The 26323-nt window shown below is 55.3% G+C and carries 27 protein-coding genes and 1 tRNA gene; 15 read left to right on the top strand and 13 right to left on the bottom strand.

The genetic code is table 11. The features are described from left to right. Positions 1-57: 57 nt before the first annotated feature. From JDW22_RS07800 to JDW22_RS07780, 5 genes are all read right to left on the bottom strand, one after another. The gene (locus JDW22_RS07800; RefSeq protein ID WP_200522556.1) at positions 58-510 is read right to left on the bottom strand and encodes a surface-adhesin E family protein; all 453 of its coding nucleotides are present in this window, start codon (positions 508-510) and stop codon (positions 58-60) included. A 321-nt stretch (positions 511-831) separates the two neighbouring features. Then, a complete protein-coding gene (gene alr, locus JDW22_RS07795; protein ID WP_200522555.1) occupies positions 832-1887 on the bottom strand; it encodes an alanine racemase in 1056 nt (351 codons plus the stop codon). Between the two features lie 82 nt (positions 1888-1969). After that, positions 1970-2824: an aldo/keto reductase gene (locus JDW22_RS07790; protein WP_200522554.1), complete on the bottom strand. Its 855-nt coding sequence runs from the start codon at positions 2822-2824 to the stop codon at positions 1970-1972. Positions 2825-2905: 81 nt separating this feature from the next. Continuing rightward, positions 2906-3334: a hypothetical protein gene (locus JDW22_RS07785; RefSeq protein ID WP_200522553.1), complete on the bottom strand. Its 429-nt coding sequence runs from the start codon at positions 3332-3334 to the stop codon at positions 2906-2908. Between the two features lie 76 nt (positions 3335-3410). Continuing rightward, complete coding sequence (locus tag JDW22_RS07780; RefSeq protein ID WP_235964998.1) at positions 3411-4562, bottom strand: M20 metallopeptidase family protein; 1152 nt, start codon at positions 4560-4562, stop codon at positions 3411-3413. A 254-nt stretch (positions 4563-4816) separates the two neighbouring features. On the opposite strand from JDW22_RS07780, the gene rpsP reads away from it, so the two are divergent. From rpsP to rplS, 4 genes are read left to right on the top strand one after another with little or no spacing between them, the layout of a single operon-like run. Beyond that, on the top strand, positions 4817-5065 hold the full coding sequence (gene rpsP, locus JDW22_RS07775) for a 30S ribosomal protein S16 (protein ID WP_200522552.1): 249 nt from the start codon (positions 4817-4819) through the stop codon (positions 5063-5065). Positions 5066-5075: 10 nt separating this feature from the next. Further along, positions 5076-5585 carry a ribosome maturation factor RimM gene (gene rimM, locus JDW22_RS07770; protein WP_200522551.1) on the top strand — a complete coding sequence of 170 codons (510 nt, stop codon included), beginning with the start codon at positions 5076-5078 and terminating at the stop codon, positions 5583-5585. Continuing rightward, positions 5585-6340: a tRNA (guanosine(37)-N1)-methyltransferase TrmD gene (trmD, locus tag JDW22_RS07765; RefSeq protein WP_200522550.1), complete on the top strand. Its 756-nt coding sequence runs from the start codon at positions 5585-5587 to the stop codon at positions 6338-6340. The genes rimM and trmD overlap by 1 nt, the downstream gene beginning before the upstream one ends. Positions 6341-6364: 24 nt before the next feature. After that, a complete protein-coding gene (rplS, locus tag JDW22_RS07760; RefSeq protein ID WP_003798459.1) occupies positions 6365-6736 on the top strand; it encodes a 50S ribosomal protein L19 in 372 nt (123 codons plus the stop codon). Between the two features lie 72 nt (positions 6737-6808). Here the strand turns inward: rplS and JDW22_RS07755 are convergent, their stop codons facing one another. The 4 genes from JDW22_RS07755 to JDW22_RS07740 all read right to left on the bottom strand — a co-directional run bounded on the left by JDW22_RS07755 (position 6809) and on the right by JDW22_RS07740 (position 9834). Next, complete coding sequence (locus JDW22_RS07755) at positions 6809-7132, bottom strand: hypothetical protein (RefSeq protein WP_200522549.1); 324 nt, start codon at positions 7130-7132, stop codon at positions 6809-6811. A 45-nt stretch (positions 7133-7177) separates the two neighbouring features. After that, positions 7178-8926 (bottom strand): phosphoenolpyruvate--protein phosphotransferase, encoded by a 1749-nt coding sequence (gene ptsP / locus JDW22_RS07750; protein WP_200522548.1) that lies wholly within the window; start codon positions 8924-8926, stop codon positions 7178-7180. A gap of 2 nt (positions 8927-8928) precedes the next feature. Continuing rightward, positions 8929-9198: an HPr family phosphocarrier protein gene (locus JDW22_RS07745; protein WP_200522547.1), complete on the bottom strand. Its 270-nt coding sequence runs from the start codon at positions 9196-9198 to the stop codon at positions 8929-8931. Positions 9199-9321: 123 nt separating this feature from the next. After that, on the bottom strand, positions 9322-9834 hold the full coding sequence (locus JDW22_RS07740) for a PTS sugar transporter subunit IIA (protein ID WP_329610725.1): 513 nt from the start codon (positions 9832-9834) through the stop codon (positions 9322-9324). A gap of 59 nt (positions 9835-9893) precedes the next feature. On the opposite strand from JDW22_RS07740, the gene JDW22_RS07735 reads away from it, so the two are divergent. The 11 genes from JDW22_RS07735 to JDW22_RS07685 all read left to right on the top strand — a co-directional run bounded on the left by JDW22_RS07735 (position 9894) and on the right by JDW22_RS07685 (position 20452). Continuing rightward, positions 9894-10040, top strand: coding sequence for a hypothetical protein (locus JDW22_RS07735; protein ID WP_200522546.1), 147 nt, complete (start codon positions 9894-9896; stop codon positions 10038-10040). Then, entirely contained in the window at positions 10031-11320 is a 1290-nt protein-coding gene (locus tag JDW22_RS07730; protein WP_200522545.1) for an MFS transporter, read from the top strand. The genes JDW22_RS07735 and JDW22_RS07730 overlap by 10 nt, the downstream gene beginning before the upstream one ends. A 262-nt stretch (positions 11321-11582) precedes the next feature. Beyond that, positions 11583-14144, top strand: coding sequence for a DNA mismatch repair protein MutS (gene mutS, locus JDW22_RS07725; protein WP_200522544.1), 2562 nt, complete (start codon positions 11583-11585; stop codon positions 14142-14144). Positions 14145-15011: 867 nt separating this feature from the next. Next, a tRNA-Leu gene (locus JDW22_RS07720) sits at positions 15012-15096 on the top strand. A 135-nt stretch (positions 15097-15231) separates the two neighbouring features. Further along, the gene (locus JDW22_RS07715) at positions 15232-17091 is read left to right on the top strand and encodes a ribonuclease catalytic domain-containing protein (protein WP_200522543.1); all 1860 of its coding nucleotides are present in this window, start codon (positions 15232-15234) and stop codon (positions 17089-17091) included. A 144-nt stretch (positions 17092-17235) separates the two neighbouring features. Beyond that, the gene (locus JDW22_RS07710) at positions 17236-17718 is read left to right on the top strand and encodes an ImmA/IrrE family metallo-endopeptidase (protein ID WP_200522542.1); all 483 of its coding nucleotides are present in this window, start codon (positions 17236-17238) and stop codon (positions 17716-17718) included. After that, positions 17715-18179, top strand: coding sequence for a hypothetical protein (locus JDW22_RS07705; RefSeq protein WP_200522541.1), 465 nt, complete (start codon positions 17715-17717; stop codon positions 18177-18179). Before JDW22_RS07710 ends, JDW22_RS07705 begins: the two co-directional genes overlap by 4 nt. Before the next feature lie 148 nt (positions 18180-18327). After that, the gene (lpxB, locus tag JDW22_RS07700) at positions 18328-19473 is read left to right on the top strand and encodes a lipid-A-disaccharide synthase (RefSeq protein ID WP_200522540.1); all 1146 of its coding nucleotides are present in this window, start codon (positions 18328-18330) and stop codon (positions 19471-19473) included. A 77-nt stretch (positions 19474-19550) separates the two neighbouring features. Continuing rightward, complete coding sequence (locus JDW22_RS07695) at positions 19551-19847, top strand: hypothetical protein (RefSeq protein ID WP_200522539.1); 297 nt, start codon at positions 19551-19553, stop codon at positions 19845-19847. Between the two features lie 17 nt (positions 19848-19864). Further along, positions 19865-20140, top strand: coding sequence for a hypothetical protein (locus JDW22_RS07690; RefSeq protein WP_200522538.1), 276 nt, complete (start codon positions 19865-19867; stop codon positions 20138-20140). 72 nt (positions 20141-20212) lie between these two features. Next, a complete protein-coding gene (locus tag JDW22_RS07685; RefSeq protein WP_200522537.1) occupies positions 20213-20452 on the top strand; it encodes a hypothetical protein in 240 nt (79 codons plus the stop codon). Between the two features lie 70 nt (positions 20453-20522). Here the strand turns inward: JDW22_RS07685 and JDW22_RS07680 are convergent, their stop codons facing one another. From JDW22_RS07680 to JDW22_RS07665, 4 genes are all read right to left on the bottom strand, one after another. After that, positions 20523-21251, bottom strand: a complete 729-nt coding sequence (locus tag JDW22_RS07680; RefSeq protein ID WP_200522536.1) for a class I SAM-dependent methyltransferase — start codon at positions 21249-21251, stop codon at positions 20523-20525. Positions 21252-21385: 134 nt separating this feature from the next. Then, positions 21386-22657, bottom strand: coding sequence for a phosphoribosylamine--glycine ligase (gene purD / locus JDW22_RS07675; RefSeq protein WP_200522535.1), 1272 nt, complete (start codon positions 22655-22657; stop codon positions 21386-21388). Between the two features lie 370 nt (positions 22658-23027). After that, positions 23028-23972, bottom strand: coding sequence for a peptidylprolyl isomerase (locus JDW22_RS07670; RefSeq protein ID WP_200522534.1), 945 nt, complete (start codon positions 23970-23972; stop codon positions 23028-23030). After that, complete coding sequence (locus JDW22_RS07665) at positions 23969-26290, bottom strand: LPS-assembly protein LptD (RefSeq protein ID WP_407929583.1); 2322 nt, start codon at positions 26288-26290, stop codon at positions 23969-23971. The genes JDW22_RS07670 and JDW22_RS07665 overlap by 4 nt, the downstream gene beginning before the upstream one ends. Positions 26291-26323 lie beyond the last annotated feature (33 nt).

Genomic DNA, 26323 nt, shown 5'->3' with positions numbered 1-26323 from the left:
GCAGCCTGAAAAGCGAAAATCGGCTTTCAGGCTGCCTGTTGGTAACGATTGGTCGGACTACTTGGCGGTTTTCGGCGCGCACGCGATGTTCAGCAGGCTGGCGGCGGGGGTGTCGGGCAGGGCGGTTTCGTAGCGCGTTTGGCCGGCGGAATATTGGTGCTTGGCGAGCGACACGCCTTTGTCGTTAAAAAACTGCGCTTGCGTGATGCGGAAATTGCGCGCGTCGCATTGGAACGCCCATTGGCTGATGGCGTATTTGTATTCGGGCGTGTTGCGGTAGCTTTCTTTGCTGGGCTTGTGCACGTATTTGCGGTCGGTGAGCGTGGCGGTGTCGCCTTGCCGTTTCAGGCTGCCCGTATCGTAGGACACATCGATGTTGCCCTCGTTGATTTTGCCGATTTCTTTCCAGCTTCCCTGCGCTTTCATCGCGGGATTTTTGGAACTGCCGTCGCCCGCGCACGCGGCAAGCAGGGCGAGCGCGGCAACGGCGAGAAAAGAGTGTTTAAGCATGGTTACATCCTTTGGAATGGGGTCGGACTGCCTTAATTATTATCCATTAACATACAGCAGCCTGAAAAAACAGCGCATTGTGCCATGTTTGCCCGATAAAGGCGAATGCACCGCATGGTTTTAGCTTCGCAACTCCGCTACGCTCCGCAGGCTGCCTCCGGCAAACCAGCGCGCATAGGCAGCCTGAAAAACCTATTCCCCCATTTTCAGGCTGCCGCCAAATAATAGTTGATTAAAATAAAAATAAGACAAGGCGACAACGAGAGCCGTGTACGAATAGTACATCAGGGCGTTGGCAACGCCGTATCATTGAAATTCTAATCAACTATAAACCCGCTTCGCCCGCTTCACATTGCACAACACCTCGTAAGCAATCGTCCCCGCCGCCGCGGCGACTTCGTTCACGCTGATGATGTCGCCAAACAGCTCCACCTCGCTGCCCACGCCCATATCCGCCTGCTGCAAATCCACCGTGAGCATATCCATGGAAATCCGCCCAATCAAACGGCTGCGCACGCCGTCAATCGCCACCGGCGTATCGCTCGCGGCGCGGCGCGGATAGCCGTCCGCATAGCCCCCCGCCACCGCGCCCACCCGCGTGGAACGCTTGGTGTAAAACGAAGCGCCGTAGCCAATCGGCTCGTGCGGCTGCAACACTCGCTCGGCGAACACCTCGCTTTTCAAGCGCATCACCGGTTTCAGGCTGCCTGAAAACGCGCCGAACGGGTCCACACCATACAACGCCAGCCCCGCCCGCCCCCAATCGCGCCGCGCCTCGGGATACGCCATTATCGCCGCCGAATTCGCCAAGCTCTCCGCCCCGTCCAGCCCCGCGCAAGCCAAGTCAAACGCCTCCAACTGCATTTGGGTCATCCCCCGCTCGGCTTCGTCCGCGCAGGCAAAATGCGACATCTTCACAATCTCCCCCACCTTGCCGCTCTGGCGCAGCGCCGCAAACGCCGCCGCATAGTTATGCGGGAAAAAGCCCGTGCGGTGCATCCCGCTGTCCATCTTCAACCACACCGTTGCCGGCTCGCGCCAATCAAACGCCAGCAGCCCCTCCAACTGCGCCTGACAATGCACCACCGGCCACAAGCGGTATTCCGCCACCGCCGCATAATCGGCAGCCTGAAAAACCCCTTCTAGCACCACAATCGGCTTGGTAATTCCCGCCTCGCGCAGCTCCACCGCCTCTTCCAAAAACGCCACCGCAAAACCGTCCGCCGCATCATGCAATGCGTGCGCACACTGCACCGCCCCGTGCCCATAAGCGTTCGCCTTCATCACCGCCAGCAGCTTGTTGCCGTGCAGCGCTTTCAAATATTGATAATTGTCCCGCAAATAATCCAAGCGGATTTCACACGTTAAAGGGCGCATCGTTTCCGTTCCTTAATAAAATAATCACAACACAAAAGGCAGCCTGAAACCCAAACCCGTTTTTCAGGCTGCCCGTTCCGTTTCACACATCCATTTCTCGCCCCGCCAGCCATTTGATGCGCTCGGGGTCGCGGTGGGAGAAAAACGCGCTGGTAGCGGTGTCCATCGCCGTGATTTGGCGCATTTCAGCTTCGCTCAGTTCAAAATCCCAAATGGCTTGGTTTTCCACCATGCGCTCGGGGCGCACCGATTTGGCAACGCTTGCCACTCCGCGTTGCGCCAGCCAACGCAAAACCACTTGCCCGATGCTTTTGCCGTGCGTTCGCGCAATCGGCGCCAGCGCGGGATGGGCAAACAGATTGTTGCGCCCTTCGGCAAACGGTGCCCATGCCTGCGGCTGCACGCCCTCGCTTTGGTTAAACGGCACGGCATGAAGCTGCTGGTTAAACGGGTTCACTTCAATTTGGTTTACGGCAGGCTTGATGCCGCTGAACACCGCCAAATCGGTTAAACGGTCGGGGGAAAAATTGCTCACGCCGATGGCGCGGATTTTGCCCGCCGCCTGCAATTCCGCTATCGCCCGCCACGCGCCGAACACATCGCCGTAGGGCTGGTGGATGAGATACAAATCCACATAATCCGTTTGCAGGCGGTTCAGGCTGCGTTCAAACTGGGCTTTCGCGCCTTCGTAACTGTTGCCGTGTACCCATAATTTGGTGGTCAAGAAAATTTCTTTGCGGTCAATGCCGTGCGCACGCAGCGCATTGCCAACTTCCGTTTCGTTTTGATAGCTGGCGGCGGTGTCAATCAGGCGGTAGCCGCTGTCAATCGCCGCGTGTACGGCTTGTTCGCACTCGGCTTTGTCTGCCATTTGGAACACGCCCAAACCCAGCAAGGGCATGGCTACGCCGTTGTTCAAAGTGGCTGTGTGTTGCATGGTTACGCTCCGTTTCGGGTTGGTGGGAACACGCATTATAGTGGATGGGATGAACGCCCGGGGCAGCCTGAAATCCCGTTTTCAGGCTGCCTCAACCATTATATTCCCCGTTGCCCCTGCCTCCACCGCCCGCTGTATTTCCCCTTTCAAACGCGCCCGCTCAGCACTGCTTAACCCCTGCAAACAATTCAACTCCCCATCCAACGGCACCACCGCCTCCCCATCATCACGCGCCACCGCCAGCAGCAAAGACTGCCCGTTTACCTGCAACCGCCACGAATTGTCTGGTTGCAAACTACCCGCACCAATCTCAATATACAACTCATTACCCATCACCTTAGTGTAGTAGCCAAAGTCAAATCCAAAAAATTTGCTCCCTTTCACTTTAATTTCCATCTCCACCAATCGCCAAGTGCTTGTTGGCGCAGCGTTTAATCGCTCTAACACCTGCCTCTCTCGCCAACCTTGCACCAACATATCCCACCCCGTTTTGCCCAACATAACCATCATAATCCCCACCATCACATTCACAAAATTGACATTCTGTAAGGCAGCCTGAAATCCTATTTTCAGGCTGCCCCACGCTTCACAACACCCTATCCGATTCCACCAACGCCAAAAACGTCCGCACCCCCACCTCAATCAAATCATCAGGAAAATCATAATGCACCGTATGCAGCGGGTCAGCCGTCTCCCCCGTGCCAATAAACAACATCGCCCCCAGCACCCGTTTCAAAAACCAACCAAAATCCTCCGAAGCCCGAAACGGTACAGGCAATTCCTTAATCGGCACGCCCGCGCGTTCACACGCCGCCCACACCTTCGCCACCGCCCGCTCATCGTTCACCGTTGCAGGAAAATGGTCGCAGCTTTCCGTGCGCAGCCCAATGCCCCGCGCCGCGCACAAATCCCCCGCCGCCGCCACAATCAGCCGCTCCAACTTATCCAAATCCCGCTCGTGATACGCCCGAATCGTCAGCCGCAGCACCCCATCGCCCGCCGACACCCCAAACGCCGCCTCGCCCACCTGCACATTCACAATCGTGCAGCGGATAAACCCCTCAAACAGCGACTCATCAGCCTGAATTTGCTCAATCTCCCCAATCAAACGCGCAATCGCATAAGCAGGGTTAATCCCATTTTCAGGCTGGCTCGCGTGCGCAGGCTTGCCATCAAAAAACAAACTCAACCCCTTAGACGTTAAACAAATCGTCCCCGCCAGCAGCGACACCGTTTTAAACGGCTCGCCCGGATAATTGTGATACGCATAAAACTCGCCAATATCCTGCTCATCAAACACCCCCAAACACGTTTTCGCCCCCGCCCCCGTCTCCTCCGCAGGCTGAAACAAAAACACCACCGAGCGTTCAGGCTGCATCGCCTCCACCGTCAAAGCCAGCGCGCAAAGCGTAGCCGAATGCCCATCATGTCCGCATTTATGCGCCACCCCCGCGCATTGCGAACGATACGGCGCGTCAATTTCGTCCTCAATCGGCAGCGCGTCAAAATCCGCCCGAAACGCAATCGCAGGCGCATTGCTTTTGCCGCGATACAACGCATAAAAATAATGCCCACGGTCAAACAATTCCAAGCCAGAATGCTCGTGCAGAAAATCCATCAACCGCTGTTTCGTCCACACCTCCTGCCCCGACAATTCAGGGTGCGCGTGCAATTCATGGCGCAACTGGGTTGCCAGCGGGATAACACGTTGCAAAGTTTGTTCCAAGTTCAACATCATTATTCTCCTTACAATTAACATGATGAGTTAAATGAATACAAAACGACTAACCCCAACCAACGTCGCCATCGCTTAACATTCATTCACTATATTTAACAAAACATTGTAGTCCTCCATTGTTTCAACTTCAATGCAGCATCCCCAATAATGCCCACCAGCGCACGAAACACAAATAAACACTTGCCTAACCTCCGCAAAACACACTAAAATGCGCGGTTTTTCCATATCCCTAATTTTCCTAAGGAATCCCAATAATGGTAGTTATCCGTTTAGCCCGTGGCGGCTCTAAAAAACGTCCTTTCTTCTACATCGTTGCAGCCGACAAACAAGCTCGCCGCGATGGTCGCTTTATTGAGCGCGTAGGTTTCTTCAACCCCGTAGCCAACGAAAAACAAGAACGCATCCGCATCCATGCCGACCGCCTGAACCACTGGGTTGCCAACGGCGCACAAGTGAGCGCTGCCGTTGCCAAATTGGTAGCAGAACAAAAAGTCGCCGCCTAATTTCCACGCCATGAGCCACACGCAAAACTGGGTAGCAATGGGCTACATCAAAGGCGCATTCGGCATCAAAGGCTGGATAAAAGTCCAATCCAATACCGAATACACCGATAGCCTATTAGACTACCCACAATGGCGTTTAAGCAAAGGCAAAGAACACATCCTAGCCGAAGTGGAAAGCGGCAAAATGGCAGGCGACGAACTCCAAGTCAAACTCGCCCACATCCACGACCGCGACGCAGCCGCCCTATTGCGCGGCTACACCATCGAAGTCCCCCGCGAACAATTTGAACCCACCGAAGAAGGCGAGTATTACTGGGCCGACCTAATCGGCATGGCAGTCAAAAACCGCGACGGCATCAATCTCGGCGAAGTCATCAATCTGATGGAAACAGGCGCACACGACATTCTGATTGTGCGCGGCGAGCATGGCGAAAAACTGATTCCCTTCGTTGAACAATTTATTGATAACGTGGACAACGAAAACCGCCAAATCACTTGCGACTGGGGCTTGGATTATTGATGTTTATTCAAGCCATTACGCTCTTTCCCGAGATGTTTGCCAGCATCACCGAATACGGCGTAACAGGGCGCGCATTCAAGCAAAATCTCTGGCAATTTGCCGCCATCAATCCCCGCCAGTTTGCCGATAATAAACTCGGCTATATTGATGACCGCCCGTTCGGCGGCGGGCCGGGCATGATTATGATGGCGCCGCCGATTCAGGCTGCCATTGATGCCGCCAAACAGCATTACATAAGGCAGCCTGAAAACAGCCGTGTGGTGTATTTAAGCCCGCAAGGTGCGCCGCTGAACCACGCCAAAGTGCAAGCATTATCGCGCTTGGATAATTTGGTGCTGCTGTGCGGCCGCTATGAAGGCATTGACGAGCGCGTGTTGCAAACCAGCGTGGACGAAGAAATCAGCATTGGCGATTTTGTGGTATCGGGCGGCGAACTGCCCGCGATGATGCTGATGGATGCGGTGCTGCGCCTGCTGCCGAATGTGTTGGGCGATAGCGCGTCTGCCGAGCAAGATTCGTTTGCCAATGGTTTGCTGGATTGCCCGCATTACACGCGCCCCACAGAATTTCAGGGCATGAGCGTTCCCGAGGTTTTGAAATCGGGCAATCATGCGCTGATAGCGGAATGGCGATTGGAACAATCGCTGCGCCGCACTTTGCAACGTCGTCCCGAACTTTTGGACGGGCGTTGTTTACTCCCACAGGAAGCCCGCCTCTTACGCAAAATCCGTTCGGAGCAAGAGCAACAGGCGTAATCCATATTATATTAAGGAAAAATCATGAATTTAATCCAACAATTAGAGCAAGAAGAAATTGCTCGCTTGAACAAAGAAATCCCTGAGTTTGCCCCCGGCGATACCGTTGTGGTATCTGTGCGCGTGGTGGAGGGTAACCGCAGCCGTTTGCAAGCGTATGAAGGTGTGGTGATTGCGCGTCGCAACCGCGGTTTGAACAGCAACTTTATCGTTCGCAAAATTTCCAGCGGCGAAGGTGTGGAGCGTACTTTCCAACTGTATTCGCCTAACGTGGAAAAAATTGAGGTGAAACGCCGCGGTGATGTGCGTCGTGCAAAACTGTATTACTTGCGCGGCTTAACGGGTAAAGCGGCACGCATTAAAGAAAAACTGCCTGCGCGCAAACAAGAAGCGTAATTTTGCTTGGATGAAAAAGGACAGCCTTTGAGGTTGTCCTTTTTTTGGTTTTAGCTTCGCAACTCCGCTTCGCTACGCAGGCTGCCTTTGGGGCGTACGCGATAAGGCAGCCTGAAACGATGCAAGAAAGGGTGGAGATTGGGCGGGGTGCAGGGGCTTGCCCCTGCTCGTGGTAGGCGGCGAAACGCCTGCGCGGGCAAAAGACGGGCAATGGCAGCCTGAAAACCGCAATCTGCTTTGCAAACCAATCGGCAGCCTGAAAAGGGTCGGCAGCTTGAAACAATGAGCATTTTGGCGATGAGCCGTCGCCGCTCCATTCAGCGTTTCAGGCTGCCTTTGCGCATAGGGCTGCCCATCATGAGGCAGCCTGAAAACGCAATCCGCTTTGTAAACCAATAGGCAGCCTGAAACGTGAAATATCGTTTTCAGGCTGCCGTTATGTTATCCGCCATATTCAATCGCGTTGAGCTTTTTCAATAAGCCGTCGGATTTGTCGGGGTCTTCGTTGCGCATCAGGCGGGAGATGTCGTTTTCCAGCCGTTCGCGGTGGCTGCGCAAGATGATGTCTTTGATGGCGAGCAGATTGACGGTGTTCATGGAGAAGGTGCGCAATCCCAGCCCGAGCAGCAGGCGGGTGAAGCGGGGGTCGCCTGCCATTTCGCCGCATAGGGATACGGGTTTACCGAGGCGGTTGGCGGTGCGGATGATGTGGGCGAGCAGTTTGAGCACGGCGGGGTGGGCGGGCTGGTAGAGGTAGCTGACGCTGTCGTCGTTTCTGTCTACGGACAGGGTGTATTGGATGAGGTCGTTGCTGCCGATGGAGATGAAATCGGCGTGTTTGAGCAGGCTGGACACGGTGAGCGCGGCGGAGGGGATTTCTATCATGCAGCCGATTTCCGTCTCGCCGTAGGCTTCGTTGCGCTCGGCGAGTTGTTTTTTGGCGGTGTCTAGATGAATCAGGCTTTGTTTGAGTTCGGACAGGCTGGCGACCATGGGGAACATGATTTTGGTTTTGCCGTGAACGGCGGCGCGGAGAATGGCGCGCAGCTGGGTGCGAAATAATACGGGCTCGGCGTGGCTTAGGCGGATGCCTGTGAGCCCGAGCGCGGGGTTGAGGGCGGCGTTGGGGGTGCTGTTGTTGCCGAACCAGCGGGGGTTTTTGTCCACGCCCAAATCGATGGTGCGGATGGTGAGGGGCTTGCCTTTGAGCTTTTTGACGATGTCGGTGTAAAACCGGTATTGCTCGTCTTCGTCGGGCGGGGCGTCGCGGTTGAGAAAGAGAAATTCGCTGCGCAGCAAGCCGACTCCGTCTGCGCCCAATTGGTGCAGGGCTTTGATGTCTTCGCTGCTTTCTATGTTGGCGAGCAGTTCTATTTCTTCGTTGTCTTGGGTTTGCGCGGCGGTTTTTTTGAGTTTGTTCAGGGCGCGTTGCTGGCTGCGATAGGCGGCTTGTTGCTGGCGGTATTGGGCGAGGATAAGCTCGTCGGGGGCGATGACGAGCGTGCCGCTGATGCCGTCCACAATCACCCATTCGTGTTCGCGAATCAGCCGCCGCGCCGCGCCCAGCCCAATCACGGATGGAATGTTGAGACTGCGCCCGAGTATGGCGGTGTGGCTGGTGGGACCGCCCATGTCGGTTACGAAGCCTTCGATGCGTTGGTCTTTGAAGTGGATGGTGTCGGCGGCGGAGAGGTCGTGGGCGATGAGGATGATGTCGTCCAGCAGCGTGCCTTCCAGATTGAGTTCGGTGCTTTGCCCGATGAGGTTTTTTTGGATGCGCTCCACGACTTGCAGCATGTCTTGTTTGCGCTGGCGCAGGTATTCGTCGTCGATTTCGTCGAATTGCTGGGCGAGGCGTTCGGTTTGGATTTTGAGCGCCCATTCGGCGTTGATTTGCTGTTCTTCAATAATATCAATGGGTTCGCGAGACAGGGTGGCATCGGTGAGCAGCATCAGGTGCAGCGAGATGAATGCGCCCAGCTCGGTGGGGGCGTTTTCGGGGATGTTGCTGCGGATGTGTTCCAGCTGCTTGCGGGTGGTTTTGACAGCGGTTTCAAAGCGGGTGGCTTCGGCGGGGATGTCGCCCTCGGCAAGGCTGATTTGCGGGACTTCGGAAGTGTTGCGGCGGATAAGGTGGGCGCGCCCGATGGCGATGCCGCTGCCTGCGGGGTAGCCGTGGATGACGAGCATGGTTATTCTCCTTCGCCGAAGTAGTCGTTAATCAGCGCGGTTAGGGCTTGGACGGCTTGGGCTTCGTCTGCGCCGTCGGCTTCGATTTGGATTTGGCTGCCTTGGGCGGCGGCGAGCATCATCAGCCCCATGATGCTTTTGCCGTTGATGCGTTTTCCGCCTTTGCTGACCCAGATGTCGCTTTGGTATCGGGCGGCGGTTTGGACGAATTGGCCGGATGCGCGGGCGTGTAAGCCGAGTTTGTTGATGATGGTTACGGTTTGGGTGTGCATAGGCGGAAGTCCTTGGGGATGGGCGTTGTGTCGGGCTGTGCGGATGGGTGTTTTCAGGCTGCCTTGATGTGCGCGGGCAGCCTAAAAACGCATGGGCGGCATGCTGTCGGCTTTTCAGGCTGCCTATGCCCCACCATCGGGGGGTTCGGTAAATGCGAGTATGCCGTTGATGCCTGCTTGTTGCACGGTTTCGGTGAAACGGGCGAGGTCGGTGCTGTGGGCGCAATGGGTGAGGGCTTTGACGAGCATGGGCGCGTTCAGCCCGGTAACCATGCTGGTTTGGCGGGGGATAACGAGTTTGAGCGCAGCATTGCAGGGGGTGGCGCCGAAGATGTCGGTGAGGATGAGCGTGCCGTGGTTGGGCGCGGTGCGGGCGAGGCGGTCTTGGGCGCGTTGGATGATGGCGGCGTGGTCGTCGTCGGGTTGGACGTGCAGTTGGTGGATGTGGCTAAAATCGCTGAGGGGCAGGATGTGGCGGGCGAGCGCGGTGTAGGCGGTGCCGAGGGTTTCGTGGGCGATGATGAGCAGGTTAATCATGGTGGGCTTGTGTGGATGGGAATAGGCAGCCTGAAAACGGCCGGGCGGGTTCAATTGAGATGGGGCGTGGCTTTGCGCGATGGCGTTGCCGCGCCCCAAGCGGGCAAATTGTAATGCCTTTTCAGGCTACCCGATGCTTTTTTGCATGAAGCATTTTCATGTTGATTGCGTATTTTTCGGATTTGTATTTTGGTTGCGGCTTGATTATAGTCTGCCGCTTTTTGTTAAAACGGATTTTCAGGCTGCCCCACATCGCCCGCGCAACGGGTTTTCAGGCTGCCTGTGGGAGCGCGATATGGATTTGAAACAACAGATTCGACAACGCCCGATGACGGGTTTTCAATGGCTGGTGGTGGCTTTGGCGGTGGCGCTGAATATGCTGGACGGGTTTGATGTGCTGGCGGTGGCGTTCACGGCGAAAAGCATCAAAAGCGAGCTGGGCTTGACCGGCGGGCAGATTGGCTCGCTGATGAGCGCGGGCTTTGTGGGCATGACGGCGGGGTCGCTGCTGCTGGGGCCGCTGGCGGACAGGCTGGGCCGCCGCCCTGTGCTGATGCTGTCGGTGTTGCTGTCGGCGGCGGGAATGCTGCTGACGGTGTGGTCGCATTCGATGGCGTGGCTGGTGGCGTCGCGCGTGCTCACGGGCTTGGGCGTGGGCGGGATTTTGCCGTGCACCAATGTGTTGGTGAGCGAGTATGCGAATAAAAAATGGCACGGCTTGGCGATTGCGGTTTATGCCTCGGGCTTCGGCGTGGGCGCGATGGTGGGCGGGATGTCGGCGGTGATGCTGCAAACGCAGTACGGCTGGCGCTCGGTGTTTATGGTGGGCGCGGTGCTTACGGCGATGGCGTTTGTGGCGTTGGTGGCGTTGCTGCCTGAAAGCGTGGATTATCTGCTCAACCGCCGCCCCGCCGATGCAAAGGCACGGCTGGACGCGATTGCGGCGAAGATGGGGCTGCACGGCGATTGGGCGTTCCCCGAGGCGAAGCATCGCGCGCGCGGCGTGTCGGTGTTGCGCTTGTTCCAAGCCGATTATTTGAAAACCACGCTGCTGATTTGGTTGGCGTTCATTGCGGTGATGGCGGCGTATTACTTCATCAGCTCGTGGACGCCCACGCTGCTGGAAGAGGCGGGCATGAGCAAGGCGAGCAGCCAAACGGTAGGCATGGCAATTTCCATTGGCGGGGCGGCGGGGTCGCTGCTGTTCGGTTATTTGGTGAGCCGCTGGGGCGCGCGCACCATGCTGCTGGCGTTTGCGGGCTTGGCTGCGGCGGCGGTGTGCGCGTTTGTGCCCGCCACGGCAAATTTATCGCTGGCTTTGGTGTTGGCGGTAGTGCTGGGCGCGCTGTCCAACGGCTGTATCGCGGGCTTGTACACCATCAACCCCGCGCTGTGGGAGGCGGATTTCCGCAGCACGGGCGTGGCGGTGGCAATTGGCGTGGGGCGGATTGGCTCGATGGTGTCGCCCATGTTGGTGGGGCGGCTGCTGGATGCGGGCTGGCAGAAAAACCAGTTGTATTTTGGCGCGGCGGCGGTGTTGCTGCTGGCGATGGCGGCGGTGACGGGCTTGAAGCAGCGGGTGTAGCGGGGTAACCCGGGCAGCCTGAAAACCGATACGGCAGGGCTGAACGGGTTACGTTGTTTTCGCTTTGCATCAGCGCGTAAACGGGTTTCAGCCCCGCCACACCGGGTTTCAGGCTGCCTTTTCCGGTTGGTTGGGTTGGTTGCCCGCTGCGTTGCCATCGGCAGGACTGCGGCGGGAATAACGCCATCGGCTTTTGAGCCGATTTTTTGTTTTTCAGGCTGCCTAAACTATAATCGCCCCTTTTATCCGCCCGAGCCGAGCCATGTCCAAACCCCTCTCCCCCATGATGCAGCAATACCTCAACATCAAAGCCGAACACGCCGACAAACTCGTGTTCTACCGCATGGGCGATTTTTACGAACTCTTTTTTGACGACGCCATCGAAGCCGCCAAGCTGTTGGACATCACGCTCACCACGCGCGGGCAAATCAGCGGCGAACCCATCAAAATGGCAGGCGTGCCGTATCACGCCGTGGAGCAATACCTCGCCAAACTGGTGAAGCTGGGCAAAAGCGTTGCCATCTGCGAACAAATCGGCGAGCCTGTGGCGGGCAAAGTGGTGGAGCGCAAAGTCGTGCGCATCATCACCCCTGGCACACTCACCGACAGTGCCCTGCTGGAAGACAAACAGCCCAACCGCATCGGCGCGCTTGCCGTGCTGAAAAAACAAACCGCGCTGGCATGGGCGGCGCTGGAAAGCGGCGAATTTAAAGCCAAAATCATCCATGCCGACCAGCTTGCCGATGAACTCGCCCGCCTGCAAGTAGCCGAACTGCTCGCCCCCGATAATTTCAGGCTGCCTGAACACATCGCCGCACAAACCAGCATCACCCGCCTCAACAACTGGCAGTTCGCCCCCGACACCGCGTTCTCCCTGCTCACCCAATACTTCGGCAGCCAAGATTTAAGCGCATACGGGATGCAGCCTGAAAACCACCCCGCCGCCATCGCCGCCGCAGGCGCGCTGCTCAACTACCTCAAACTCACCCAAAGCCAGCTGCCGCCGCATCTGGATGCCATCACGCTAGAACAAGAAAACCAATACATTGCCCTAGATGCCGCCACCCGCCGCAATCTGGAAATCACCGCCACCCTATCGGGCAAAAAAGCCCCCACCCTGTTTTCCACGCTGGATAACTGCGCCACCCACATGGGCAGCCGCCTGCTTGCCCAATGGCTGCACCACCCCCTGCGCAATCGCGACCACATCCAAGCCCGATTAGACGCCGTCGCCGCCCTGCTCGCCGATAACACCAGCACCGAGCTTTCAGACAGCCTGAAAACCATCGCCGACCTAGAACGCATCGCCGCCCGCATCGCCCTAGGCAGCGCCCGCCCGCGCGATTTATCCGCCCTGCGCGACAGCCTGCTCACCCTATCCACTTTCAGGCTGCCCCCCAGCCCCCTGCTGCAAACTCTAGGCGACAGCTTCCCCGCCACCGCCGCCATCGCCGAGCAGCTGCAACGCGCCCTGTTGCCCGAGCCATCCGTATGGCTCAAAGACGGCAACGTCATCAACCACGGCTACCACGCCGAGCTAGACGAACTGCGCCATTTGCACACCCACGGCAGCGAAACCCTGCGCCAAATGGAAGAACAAGAACGCCAAAGCACAGGCATAGGCAGCCTGAAACTAGAATACAACCGCGTACACGGCTTTTATATAGAACTCACCAAAGCCCAAGCCGAACACGCCCCCGCCCACTACCAACGCCGCCAAACCCTCAAAAACGCCGAACGCTTCATCACCCCCGAACTCAAAGCCTTTGAAGACAAATACCTAGCCGCCCAAGAGCGCAGTCTCGCCCTAGAAAAACAACTCTACGAAGAACTGCTGCGCCAGCTGCAAGCACAACTCCCCCAAATCCAACGCAGCGCCCGCGCCGCCGCCACGCTAGACGTGCTCAACAGCTTCGCCCACACCGCCCGCACGCACCACTACACCGCCCCCCAGTTCACCGACCACAGCAGCCTACACATCCAAAACGGCCGCCACCCCGTAGTAGAACAACAAGTCCAACACTTCACCCCCAACCACACCCAGCTCACCCCCAGCCGCCGCCTAACCCTGCTCACCGGCCCCAACATGGGCGGCAAATCCACCTATATGCGCCAAGTCGCCCTCATCGCCCTGCTCGCCCACACCGGCAGCTACGTTCCCGCCGAAGCCGCCACCATCGGCACCATAGACCAAATCCACACCCGCATCGGCGCATCCGACGATTTGGCAGGCAACCGCTCCACCTTTATGGTGGAAATGTCCGAAACCGCCTACATCCTGCACCACGCCACCGCGCAATCCCTCGTGCTTATGGACGAAGTCGGGCGCGGCACCTCCACCTTCGACGGGCTCGCCCTCGCCCAAGCCATCGCCGAACACCTGATTAGCAAAAACCAATCGCTCACCCTATTTGCCACCCACTATTTTGAACTCACAAGGCTGCCTGAAAACCACCCCAGCGCATTCAATATGCACCTATCCGCGCTAGAACAAGGGCAAGACATCGTGTTCCTGCACCACATAGAAGCCGGCCCCGCCGAAAAAAGCTACGGCATTGCCGTTGCCAAACTCGCAGGCATCCCCAGCCGCACGCTCAACACCGCGCGCAAACACCTTGCCGCGCTAGAAGCCCAAACCGCGCAACAGCATCCCCAGCTGGATATGTTCGCCCCCCTGCCCGAACACAATGCCGAACACGATGCCAAGCACACGCCCAACCCCCTAGCCGAAAAACTGCGCCACATCCACCCCGACGACTTAACCGCCCGCGCAGCCCTAGATTTGGTGTACGAATTGAAAAAACTGGCAGATGAGGCAGCCTGAAAACCTTGCGAAACCAAAGGCAGCCTGAAAAACAAAACCGTTTAATGTTGAGCCAAACGGTTTTGTGCTGAATGAATTGGCTTTCAGGCTGCCTAACGCTTCACAAATATTTAATGCTGCCGCCACTCTCCCCTACGTCCAGCCGAACGCAGCATCCTTTTTTCGGGAACAAGCGTGCGCTTGTCCGACGGCGCACGAAGTGCGACTAGTTCGCACGCACCGAAAAAAGGATGCAGCCTTCGGGAAGTTTGGCGCAGCCAAACCTGCACGTCGGGGTCGCCTTTCTTTTGCCAGAACCTGTATTCATTATCTGCGCGAGCGGATTTTGTATTCAGTGAATACGAATACAAGGCGCCAAGCCAAGTTAATAGTGGTTCTATTAACTTGGCTTGGCAACGCAGTAGGCGCGTTCAATGAATACAAAAGCAGCCGTGCAGATAGCGAATACAGGTTCTCATTCTTTGGCGAAGCAAAGAAAAGTAAGTGCCCCGTCGGCATGAAGCGCATGGTTAAAACTATAGTCGCTCCAATTAAGTCTTATACAAGGCGGCGAGCCGCAGATAGTACAAGTAGTACAGCAAGGCGAGCCAACGCTGTATAAGGCTTAATTGGAGCGACTATACACCCAAAAGCCAACCACAAAGCAGTAACCCATTTTCAGGCTGCCTTAAACGCCAGCCACATAAAACGATAGTGTGCAGATTAGTAAAACGTCAGCAAACCACCATCGCTCTATTGGTAGCAATAGATTTTGCACAAACAGCCCTTAAAACAAAATCCCCATACCAAACAACCCCCTATCCACCTCCACCCAAATACCATTTGACACCCCCGCAAAAATCCGTAAAATGGCGCACTTCAACACCTGCCCAGGTGGCGAAATTGGTAGACGCAGGGGACTCAAAATCCCCCGCCGCAAGGTGTGTCGGTTCGAGTCCGACCCTGGGCACCAAATCCCCAAACCCTGTTCCAAGCGAACAGGGTTTTTTCATATCGGCTCAGTTCAGCCCAATTTATCTAGCCAATCGGTTTTCAGCCTGCCTTTGGGCTATAATCGCCCCCTTTTACCCCATCCAAGCCCACGCCCATGAACATCTTTTACGAAGACGGCGGCAGCCTGAAAGTTGCCAGCATCGTCCAAAAAAACGACGCCACCTACCAAGCCGACACCCAACACGGCAAGCGCGTCAAAATCAAAGCCGCCAACGCATTCATAGAATTTGACGGCGACATGGAAGCCTTTTTAGCCGCCGCGCAAAGCGAAGCCGCCGAAATAGACACCGCGCTGCTGTGGGAAGCCGTGGGCGAAGACGAATTTTCCGCCGAACACGCCGCCGCCGAATATTTCGGCAGCCAACCCGGCAAAACCCAGCTTGCAGCCACGCTCATCGCGCTCTACGCCGCGCCGATGTATTTCCACAAAAAAGGCAAAAACAACTTCCGCGCCGCGCCCGCCGACATCTTGCAGCAAGCCCTCGCCAGCATGGCACGCAAAGCCGAGCAAGAAGCGCAAATAGCAGCGTGGGCGCAAAGCATGGTTTCAGGCTGCCTCCCCGCCGAAATCGCCGCTGATTTGCCGCAAATTTTGCACGCGCCCGATAAACAAGCCTTGTCCTACAAAGCGTTTAACAAAGCCGCCGACGCGCTCAAATGCTCCGCCTATGAGCTTGCCAAACACATCGGCGCAATTCACGCGCTGCCCGATTATCTAGTGCAACGTTTTGAATACAAAAACTTCCCGCAAGGCACAGGCTTTGCCCACATCGCCGCGCCAAGGCAGCCTGAAAACGATTTACCCCTTGCCGAAAACGTCGCCGCCTTTTCCATTGACGACCAAGACACCAGCGAAGTGGACGACGCGCTTTCCGTGCAAGACTTGGGCGGCGGCGCCAAACGCATCGGCATCCACATCGCCGCCCCCGCGCTCGCCATCGAAGCCGACAGCGAAATGGAACGCATCGTGTTCCAACGCCAATCTACCGTGTACTACCCCGCGCACAAAATCACCATGCTGCCCGAAAGCTGGATTGGCACGTTCAGCCTGGACGCCGGCGCGGCGCGGCCCGCATTCAGCGTGTATTTCAACGTGTCCGCCGAGGGCGAGCTTTCCGCGCCCGAAACCAAAATTGAGCGCGTGTTCATTGAAACCAACCTGCGTATTCAAGACATTGAACCCTTTTTCAACAGCGAAACAGGCATCGGCAGCGCGACTGAGCCGCAGTTTCCCCATCATGCCGATTTAATCTACTTGCTCCATTTGGCGCACGAATTGCAAAAACGCCGCGACCGCTACGAAGACCCCGCCGCGCCCAAAAAATACGACTACGGCATTGAATTTGACGAACACGGCAAAGTGCAAATCACCCGCCGCGAGCGCGGTTCGCCGATAGACACGCTGGTGAGCGAAATGATGATTCTGGCAAACACCACATGGGCGCAAATGCTGCACGACAACGACACCAGCGGTATTTTCCGCGTGCAGCCGAGCGGGCGCGTGCGCATGAGCACCCAATCCGAGCCACACATCGGCATGAACGTGCAACATTATGGCTGGTTCACATCGCCCTTGCGCCGCGCCTGCGATTATGTGAACCAAAAGCAGCTGCAAACGCTGCTGCAAAACCGCCCGCCGTGCTTTGGCAAAAACGACAGCGCGTTGTTTACCGAGCTAACCGCGTTTGAAACCACCTACGCCGCCTACCGCGAGTTCCAAGACAACATGGAAAGCTATTGGTCGCTGGTGTGGCTGGAACAGGAAAACGTGCGCGAAATCAACGCCACGGTGTTGAAAGACGACCTCGTGCGCATCGACGGCCTGCCGCTGGTGGCGCGCGCCACGGGCATCCCGCTGGAAATCGCGCCCAAAACGCTAATCAAGCTGGCGGTGAGCGAAGTGGACAGCGAGAAGCAGTTTGTGGCGTTGAAGTATGTGAACGTGGCAGCTTAACTGTTTGAATGCAGGCAATAGGTAGCCTGAAAAATACTAGAACTTTTAAATAATTTACACTTCATTGACATGAGTAGTATTTTTATCCGTATAATTACGCAAATTAACTCATTTTGTTAATGACTTCGAGAATAGGAGGACACTATGTCAACCAAAGCTGTCAACTATGCCCAAAGCCTATTAACGCGCTTATGGGATAGAGAAATCCCAATAGCACCTGATAAAATTATCAACAAAATTGATGATGTAGAGCTTATTTACAAATCAATGCCAGATAATATTTCAGGAAAACTTAATTATGATTTAACCAAAAAGAAATATATTATTACTATAAACTCAAATCATCATCCCAATCGTCAAAGATTTACTATTGCACACGAATTAGGACATTACATGCTTAATCATGGTAATAAAGAAGATACCTTGTATCGTGATACAAATGGTATGTATGAACCAGATGAAATAGAGGCGAATGAGTTTGCTGCTGAGTTACTTATGCCTAGTGGAGCCCTAAGACACCTTATTTTTGAGCAAGGAATAGTAAATGTTACAACTCTCGCTCAAAGTTTTTGGGTCTCAGAGCAGGCAATGCTATTTCGATTAAAAAAATTAGGTTTTATATCATGACAAATTTAACTGAAAATGGTTTTCCTTTATCAAACGAGCAATCTGAAACCACACCAGAGACTCCTCCTCCAGCACAAACCATAGCAGTAGCCAATGAAGAATTAAATAGTTCCTTTCGACAGCAACAATTTGATGGAGCAAGAATTAAATTATTTCATTGGGCTGTAATAGGTGCACTTTCTACTCTTGCTATTTTAGTAATTCTTTTATCTGCATGTATTGTTATTTATCTAATACTAGCATTTTGTCAAAAAACCACATCGTACTTTTGGCATATTCCGTTAATGCTAATTTTTATGGCGAGTACTGTTTTATCTATTCTTCTCACATTAACTGCAAAGTTTGGAGTGCAGCATGATAGAGATGATAAAGAAAATGAGGAAAAATCTAGTTTTACCATCCTAACTGATAACATTCCACTAAAAGATGTCATTCAGAATCTTCTTGATAAACTAAAATAATAAATTTTTACTGAACGTAACTTCAGCCTGAAAAACTATTTTCAGGCTGATTATTTTAGCGAGATATATATCAATCTAACTATCTTTTCAGGCTGCCCTTTGCCATTTCCTTTAAAATAGCCCCGTTCTTGCTTATTCAAAAAACATCATGTCCAAACCTCTAACCATCGCCCTGTGTGCAGGCGAAGCCTCGGGCGATTTGCTCGGCGCACATCTGATTGAAGCCATCAAAAAACAACGCCCCGATGCCCAATTTATCGGCATTGGTGGCGCGCGCATGATAGCCGCAGGCTGCCAAAGCCTGTTTGACCAAGAACGCCTTGCCGTGCGCGGCTATGCCGAAGTCATCAAGCGGCTGCCTGAAATTTTAAAAATCCGCCGCGAATTGGTGGCGCGGTTAAAGCAAATCCGCCCGTCTGTGTTTGTGGGCATTGACGCGCCCGATTTCAATCTGGGCGTGGCGGCGCAGCTTAAAGCGGCGGGTATTCCCACCGTGCATTATGTTTCGCCCTCGGTGTGGGCGTGGAAGCGCGAGCGCGTGAACAAGATTGTGCGGCAAGTGAACCAAGTGCTGTGCCTGTTTCCCATGGAAGCGCCGTTATACCAAGCAGCGGGCGGCAAAGCGTTGTTTGTGGGGCATCCGCTGGCGCAAACGCTGCCGATGCAGCCCGACAAAGCCGCCGCGCGCGAACGCCTGAAACTGGCGGCGGATACGCCCGTGTTCGTGCTGCTGGCGGGCAGCCAAGTGAACGAAATCAACCAAATGGCGCCGATTTACTTTCGCACGGCGCAGCTTGTTTTGCGCGAGCTGCCCAACGCGCAGTTCATCTCGCCCTACCCCACCGCCGCCGCGCGCGCGCGTTTGCAGCATTTTCTGGCGCAGCCTGAATTTGAAAAACTGCCCATTCGCCTGCAAGCGGCGCGCACCGAATTGGCTTGCGCGGCGGCGGATGCGGTGCTGGTTACCAGCGGCACGGCAACGCTGGAAGTGGCGTTGTGCAAACGCCCGATGGTCATCAGCTACAAACTTTCCGCGCTCACTTATTGGCTGGTGAAGCGCAAAATCCAAGTGCCGCACGTGGGGCTGCCGAATATCCTGTTAAACAAAGCCGTTGTGCCCGAGCTGTTGCAAGCGGATGCCACGCCCGAAAAACTCGCCGCCGCGCTGCTGGATTGGTATCGGCAGCCTGAAAAAGTCGCCGCGCTGGAAGCCGATTTTGCCCAGTTGCACGAAATGTTGAAATTGAACACGGATGAATTGGCGGCGAGTGCGGTGTTGGCGGAGTGTCGTTAGATGCCATGAGGCAGCCTGAAAACCTGTTATCCCATCCCTCGATTAACCCTGTAAACAAATTAAAGAGGGGCTGAACCATGAAACGCTCCCGCCCTTTTGCCCTTGCCGCCGTTGCGAGCCTTGTCGCGTTGGGCGCAGGCATTTACTGCAAAACGCAAGGCAACGCCGCGTTTAACGCCCAATTTGGCGCCGCCGATTTTCAGGCTGCCGCACGCTGGTTTGACTACGCCATCGCCCTATTCTCGCTGGGCGGCTTGGCGGGCGCGGCGGACAGTTGGTTGGCCCCGCTGCCCAATCCTTCTGCGCTCAAACGCATGATGGCGGTGGCGGCGTTTGTTTGCGTGTATAGCGTGATTGTGCTGCTGGCATCGTAAACAAAAGGCAGCCTGAAATGCTGGATTTCATACTGACGGTTGTGGGTTACGGCATTCTTGCGCTACTCGGGCTGGCTTTTTTTTTCGCTTTGCTGGCCGCCGTTCTTGCCGCGCTGCCCATTATGCTGTTTGGCGGCACGGGTTTGTTTTTAATCGGGCTGCCCGTTTATTTGATGCTCCAATACAGCTATTGGTGGGGGCTTATCCTGCCGCCGTGTTGGTGGCTTGGCTTTACGGTTTTAGCTGCCCTTGATGAGCCCCACACCATTAAATCAGACGATGAAACGCAGTAAAATAACCCTAGCCCGCTTTAGCTTCGCAACTCCACTACGCTGTGCAGGCTGCCGCAAACGAAAGGAAACACTATGCAACGCCAATCCTTTATCACCCTTGTTGCCGCATTCGGCTTGCTGACAGGCGCGCCGCTTGCCCAAGCGAAAAACCATCTGAAAAAACCGCTGATTGAACGCATCGACGGCGCGCTCGCCAAAGCCAAACGCACGCGTGAAAGCCGCGCCCTTATCCGCGAACAGCAGCGCAAGGAAAAAGAAGCGGCCAAACAAAAAGCGCAACCCGCTTCCGCGCCCGTTGCGCCGCAGCGTTAATAAGAGAATAAAAACAAAGCAGCCTGAATGGATTTTCAGGCTGCTTTATTATGTTTTGCACGGCAATAGCCTACGCCTGCTTGGTTACTCTAAACAGCCCCAAAAAAGGCGTTAATTCCTTCACTTCGCGTAACACAAGATTGGCAGCATGGAGCTTGGTTTGAAGATGAGGCAGCGTATGAAACCAAAATTCGGGCGGCGTGTTGGCTTTCATGTCCTGCCAAGTGTAAACATAGCCATCTGCCAGATAGGGTTTGATTTGCTGTTCGTAAACGTCTTTTGGCGTGGTGTTTGCCAGCAAATAGCGGTAAACGCGGTTAAAGCGTTCGGGTTCTGCTTCGGGGTCAAACAGAATCAGCTCATCGGCAAACACCATTTCACCATCATCTTTCAGCAAAGAATGGATTTTCTGAAAAAGGGCAAGCTGATTTTCATCTGATACCTGATGCAGCATCAGCGAAGAAACCAGCAAATCCACCGAGCCGGGCGGCAATGGCAGCTGCAACAGATTGCCCTGCATAAACGAAATATGCGGCATTTCCTGATATTTTTGCCGTGCTGCCCGCAGATTTTCAGCATTGCAATCCACGCCGATAATATGCGCAAAATGGTTGGCAAACGGTTTCAGCGAAGCGCCCCAACCGCAGCCCAAATCCAGCAGCGTGTCGCCCGATGGGCGGCTGGCAACACGCCGCAAGGCTTTTGCAAGTTGGGGCGTGGATTCAAAGGTATCGCGCCCGTCCGGGCTAATGGTGTGCCGAATATATAAGCGCAGTGTTTCAGTCCAAAGCGATTCCATGTGCTTCTCCGATACCTGTGCTGCGCCTTGTTGGGCATGATATGTTGGCAATTGTCGCGTTGTTTACGCTTTTTCAGGCTGCCTCATGCGTTTGTTGAATGCAAGAGAGGCAGCCTGAAACGCCATCACCCCCCTCACCGTCCCATCGCCTTATCCGCAATATCCGTCCGATACTGCATCCCGTCAAACCGAACCTCTGCCAACGCCTGATACGCCCGCTGTTTGGCGGCGGCAACATCGTCGCCCAAACCCACCACGCACAACACGCGCCCGCCGTTGGCGATGACTTCGCCGCGCTCGTTCAACGCCGTGCCCGCGTGGAATACTTTGCCGATTTGGTTCGCCGCGTCGATGCCGTGGATGACATCGCCTTTTTTCGGTGTGTCGGGATAATTTTGCGCGGCAAGCACCACGCCCACGGCGGTTTGCGGCTTCCATTGCGCGCTTGCGCTGTCCAGTTTGCGCTGCAACGCGGCTTCAATCAAATCCACCAAATCGCTGTCCAAGCGGCTCATAATCGGCTGCGTTTCGGGGTCGCCGAAGCGGCAGTTAAACTCAATCGTGCGCGGTGCGCCTGCCGCGTCTATCATCAAGCCCGCGTATAAAAATCCCGTGAATTCAATGCCGTCTGCTTTCATGCCGCGAACGGTGGGCAGGATGATTTCGTCCATCACGCGCCGATACACGGCTTCGCTGACCACGGGCGCAGGGCTGTATGCGCCCATGCCGCCTGTGTTCGGGCCTTTGTCGCCGTCCAGCAGGCGTTTGTGGTCTTGGCTGGTTGCCATCGGCAGCACGTTGTCGCCGTCGGACATCACGATAAAGCTGGCTTCTTCGCCCTGCAAAAAATCTTCAATCACCACGCGCGCGCCTGCGTTGCCCATTTTGTTGCCCAGCAGCATATCGTCGATGGCGGCGTGGGCTTCGTCCAAAGTCATGGCAACGATGACGCCTTTGCCCGCCGCCAGCCCGTCGGCTTTGATGACGATGGGCGCGCCTTTTTGGTTCACATAATCGTGCGCGGCGGGGGCGTGTTCAAAGGTTTGATACTGCGCGGTGGGAATGCCGTGCCGCAGCATAAAGGCTTTGGCAAAATCTTTGGAGCTTTCCAGCTGGGCGGCGGCGCGGGTGGGCCCGAAAATGGGCAGCCCTGCAGCGCGAAAATCGTCCACGATGCCTGAGGCAAGCGGCGCTTCGGGCCCGACTACGGTGAAGGCGATGTTTTCGCGTTGGCAAAAGGCAATCAAATCGGCATGGGCGGTGAGCGCGAGATTGTGCACTTTCGGCTCGGCGGCTGTGCCTGCGTTGCCCGTGGCAACGTAAACGGTAGCGACTTTGGGCGATTGGGCGAGCTTCCATGCGAGGGCGTGTTCGCGCCCGCCGTTGCCGATGATGAGCAGTTTCATGTTTTGTCCTTGTGGGGTGGAGAGGGAAAGGGAGGCAGCCTGAAAATGGGGTTGGGCTGCGGGCTATTTTCAGGCTGCCTTTGAGGGATGGATAATCAGGCAGCCTGAAACTTTTGCAAAACCTAAAATCAAAATAAAAATAGTAACGCCCGTCATTCCCGCGTAGGCGGGAATCTTGGTTAATCTTAAACAACATTTTGTTTTTACAATTATTTCTGAATATCAAACAAGATTCCCGCCTACGCGGGAATGACGGCATTTCTTATTTTTCAGGCTGCCTTAGGTTGCTGCGCGTCTGTTTACTCGTTCAAATATATTTTAGGCAGCCTGAAAACGCTATTTCATGTTTTCAGGCTGCCTCTCTATAAACTTAATACTCGCGCACTACGGCGTTTTGTTGTAGCTGTTGCACAAATTGCGCTTGGTTGGCTTGTCGCGCTTGTTGCACTAGCTGGCGACGCACGGCTTCGCGTTGCATTTTGGCGGGGTCGTTTTCGGTGCGGCTGGATACCAGTTGCACGATTTGCCAGCTTGTGCCCACGCGCTGCGGCGAAGTGATTTGGTTGGGCTGCATTTGGTGAATCAGTTTTTCCACGTTTTCAGGCAGCATATCGTCGCTTACTTCGTGCAACCCGCCGTTCACGGCTTCGGCTTCTTGCGAGTAACGTTTGGCGATGGTGGCAAAGTCGCTGCCTTGTTGGATGGCTTGGGCGATTTGCTGCATCCGTTTTTCTACCGCGCCCATGTTGGCTTGGTTGCCCGCTTGCAAGATGATGCGGCGGATGGTGTACACGGGATAGGGCGTGCCTTGCGGCAGGGCTGCGCCACTTTTTAGCGCTTCGTTGATTTGGGCATCGCTGATGTTTACATTGTTGTTCAAATCGCTTAACAGATAATCCGCCAGCACGTCTTTGGCGACTTCTAGGCGGTAGGCTTCGCGGGTGTAGCCGTTGGCTTGGGCTTTTTTGTATAGATTTTCTACGCTGGTGTTTTCCGCTGCGGCGCGGCGTTTGAGCTCTTCGTCTATGCCGCTGGGCGTGGCTTTAAGCTGCTGCTGGCGGGCGGCATCGGCAATCAGGGCGCGTTCCAGCAGGCGTTGCTTGGCAGCCTGAACAAATTGCTCTTCGGGGATGTTTTGCCCTGCGTTGCGCGATTTAAGCTCGCGCACGGTGCGTTCGATGTCGCGGTAGGTAATCACGCTAGAATTGACTTCCATCGCAATGCGGTTGAGCGGTTTGATGGTGTCGGCATGGGCAGCCTGAAAAGCGATGCCGAGTGTGGTTGCTAGGATTAGGGGGACGATTTTGCGGTTCATTTGTTTACCTCGTTGGTTTTGGTGTAGCCGGGTATGCCTAGGCGCAGTTGCTCTTGGGCGTTGGTGCCTGCGTTGCTGAGGTCTTTCAGCTGCAAAGTGAAGAAGAAGGCGGTTTTGTATTTGTATTTGTCTTGCACGGGCTGCCATTCGGTTACATAGCGTTGGGCAACAAAGCTCGCGCTCCAACAGCCGCAGGGGTTTTTGTATTCCAGCCCTGCGGTTTGCTCCAAGATGGCACGCGGGGAAGTGCTGTAATTGAGCCGTCCCACGGCGTATAGGTTGCTGCTGATGGGCCATTGCGCGGCAAGGTCTATGTGGCGCAGTTTGTCGTAGAAGCCTGAATAGATTTCTTCGTTGCGCCCGTATTTGAAGCGCGCGCTCAACACTTTGCCTGCTTCGGGGTTGTAGCGGATGCCTAAGTCGTAGCGTTGGGTGGCTTTGTTGTCGGCGCTCCAATGCCAGTTGCTGTCGGCAAACCAGCTGGGGGCAACTTGCCCGCTGGCAAAGGCAACAATGTCGCCGTTTTTGCGCTCGTTTTGATTCAGGCTGCCTGAAAGGGCGACTTCATCGCCCGTGAAATAATATTTTTCGCCTATGCCTGCGCGGAAGTATTCGTAGCCTGTGTTGGGATTAAGCAAGCGGGTTTGCAAGCCTGCGGATAGGCTGTTGTTGGCGTTGATGCGGTCGTTGCCTGAATAGATGTTTTCACGGAACAGTTGGTCGTAGCTAAAATCGTTGAGCGACGAGTCAAAATTGGGCAAATCGTTTTGCGATTTGCTGGGGGTGTAGTTGTAGAACAGGCGGGGTTCAACGGTTTGCACGAAGCTGCCGCCAAACAGCTTGGCTTGGCGTTCCAGCGTGATGCCGCTGTCCACATTGACAATCGGCAAAATGCGCGAGGTGTTGCGCGAATTCAGGCTGCCAAATTTGTCCAGCCAATAGCGCGTGGCGTGCACGCCCACTTTGGGGCGCACATAACCCCATGTATTGTGGAAATCCCATTGGATGCTGGGGTAAATCACGGCGCGGTTGCCGCTTTGCATGTCTTTGTGGTCAAAACGGGTGAACTGCGTTTTGATGTCTAGCTCGGCGTGGGGGTTGATGTTTTTTGCCCAAGTGGCAGACAAGCGCGGCAAGATGGAATACACGGGGTTTTTGTTGCCGTTGGAGTCGTTGAGAATCTGGTATTTCTGCACCATCAATTCTGCGTTGAACGGCGCGCCCCATAGGTCTTGATGGTAGTTTAGCCATGCTTTGCGGTTGAGGTTGGTGCTTTCGGCTAACTCGTTGCGTCCTGCAAAATCGCGGTAGTAGTCGTCATCGGAAACTTGGTTGAAATCGATGCCGCCTGTGAGCTTGGATGTGAAGGTTTGGCTGTGTTTCAGGCTTAGCGCCGCGCGGTTGTTTAAGCCGCGTTTGCTGTCGTGCGGCATATATTTAACGTTTACGCTGCCTGTGTATTTGGGCTGCAAATAGCGAAACTCGCCGCCGATGCGCGCGCCGCGCGAGCCGATGTAGCCGGGGGTGAGCGTGGCATCGTAGTTGGGCGCAAGGTTGAAGTAATACGGCAAATCAACCGACGCGCCATCCGAGCCCACCGACATGGTCGGCACTAAAAAACCGCTTTTGCGGTTGCCGTTAATCGGAAAATCCACCCACGGCGTGTACAAAATCGGCACGCCTGCAAACACCAGCTTGGCTTTTTTTGCCACGCCGATGCCTGTTTCGCGGTTGGTGGTCAGCTCTTCGGCTTGGATGTACCACGATGTGTCGCCTGTTTCGCAGGTGTTGAATTTGACTTCTTGCGCGGCGTGATGGTTGTCGTCATACATTTTCAGGCTGCGTGCCACGCCTTGCAGCCGTTTGCTGTTTTGCTCGGCAACAAATTCGGTGTTGTTGGCGTTGCCCGAATGCTTGGCGAGGTCGTAATCCAGCTTATCGCCTTGCACGGTTTGCCCATCGGCGCGGGTGAGCGTGAATTGGTCGCCCGCGTAAACGTGTTCGCTGGGCTGGTCGTAGTCCACCCAATCGGCGTTCAGCGTTTCGTCGTTGCGCTCAATAATCACATCGCCCTGCGCGCGGTGGCGCACATTGGTTTGCCCTGCGGCTTTATCTGCTTCGATGCGGGTTACATCTTGCGGCAGCTTGGGCAGCCCTGTTTTGCGGGCGGGGGCAACGCCTTTAGCTTGCGGATTGGGCGCGCGGCACACCCAGCCCAGCTTTTCAGGCTGCCATGTGTCCGACACCGCCCACGCGCTGCCTGAAAAGGCAATGCCCAGCATGGCGACTAATGGTTTGCTTACAAATGAACGAGACAAAATCACACCTTGCAACGGTTTTAAAGTTAAAAT

Source organism: Kingella bonacorsii (genome assembly GCF_016623605.1).
In the GTDB taxonomy this organism is placed as follows: Bacteria; Pseudomonadota; Gammaproteobacteria; order Burkholderiales; family Neisseriaceae; genus Kingella_B; species Kingella_B oralis.
This window is presented reverse-complemented; position numbering and strand designations above follow the sequence as displayed.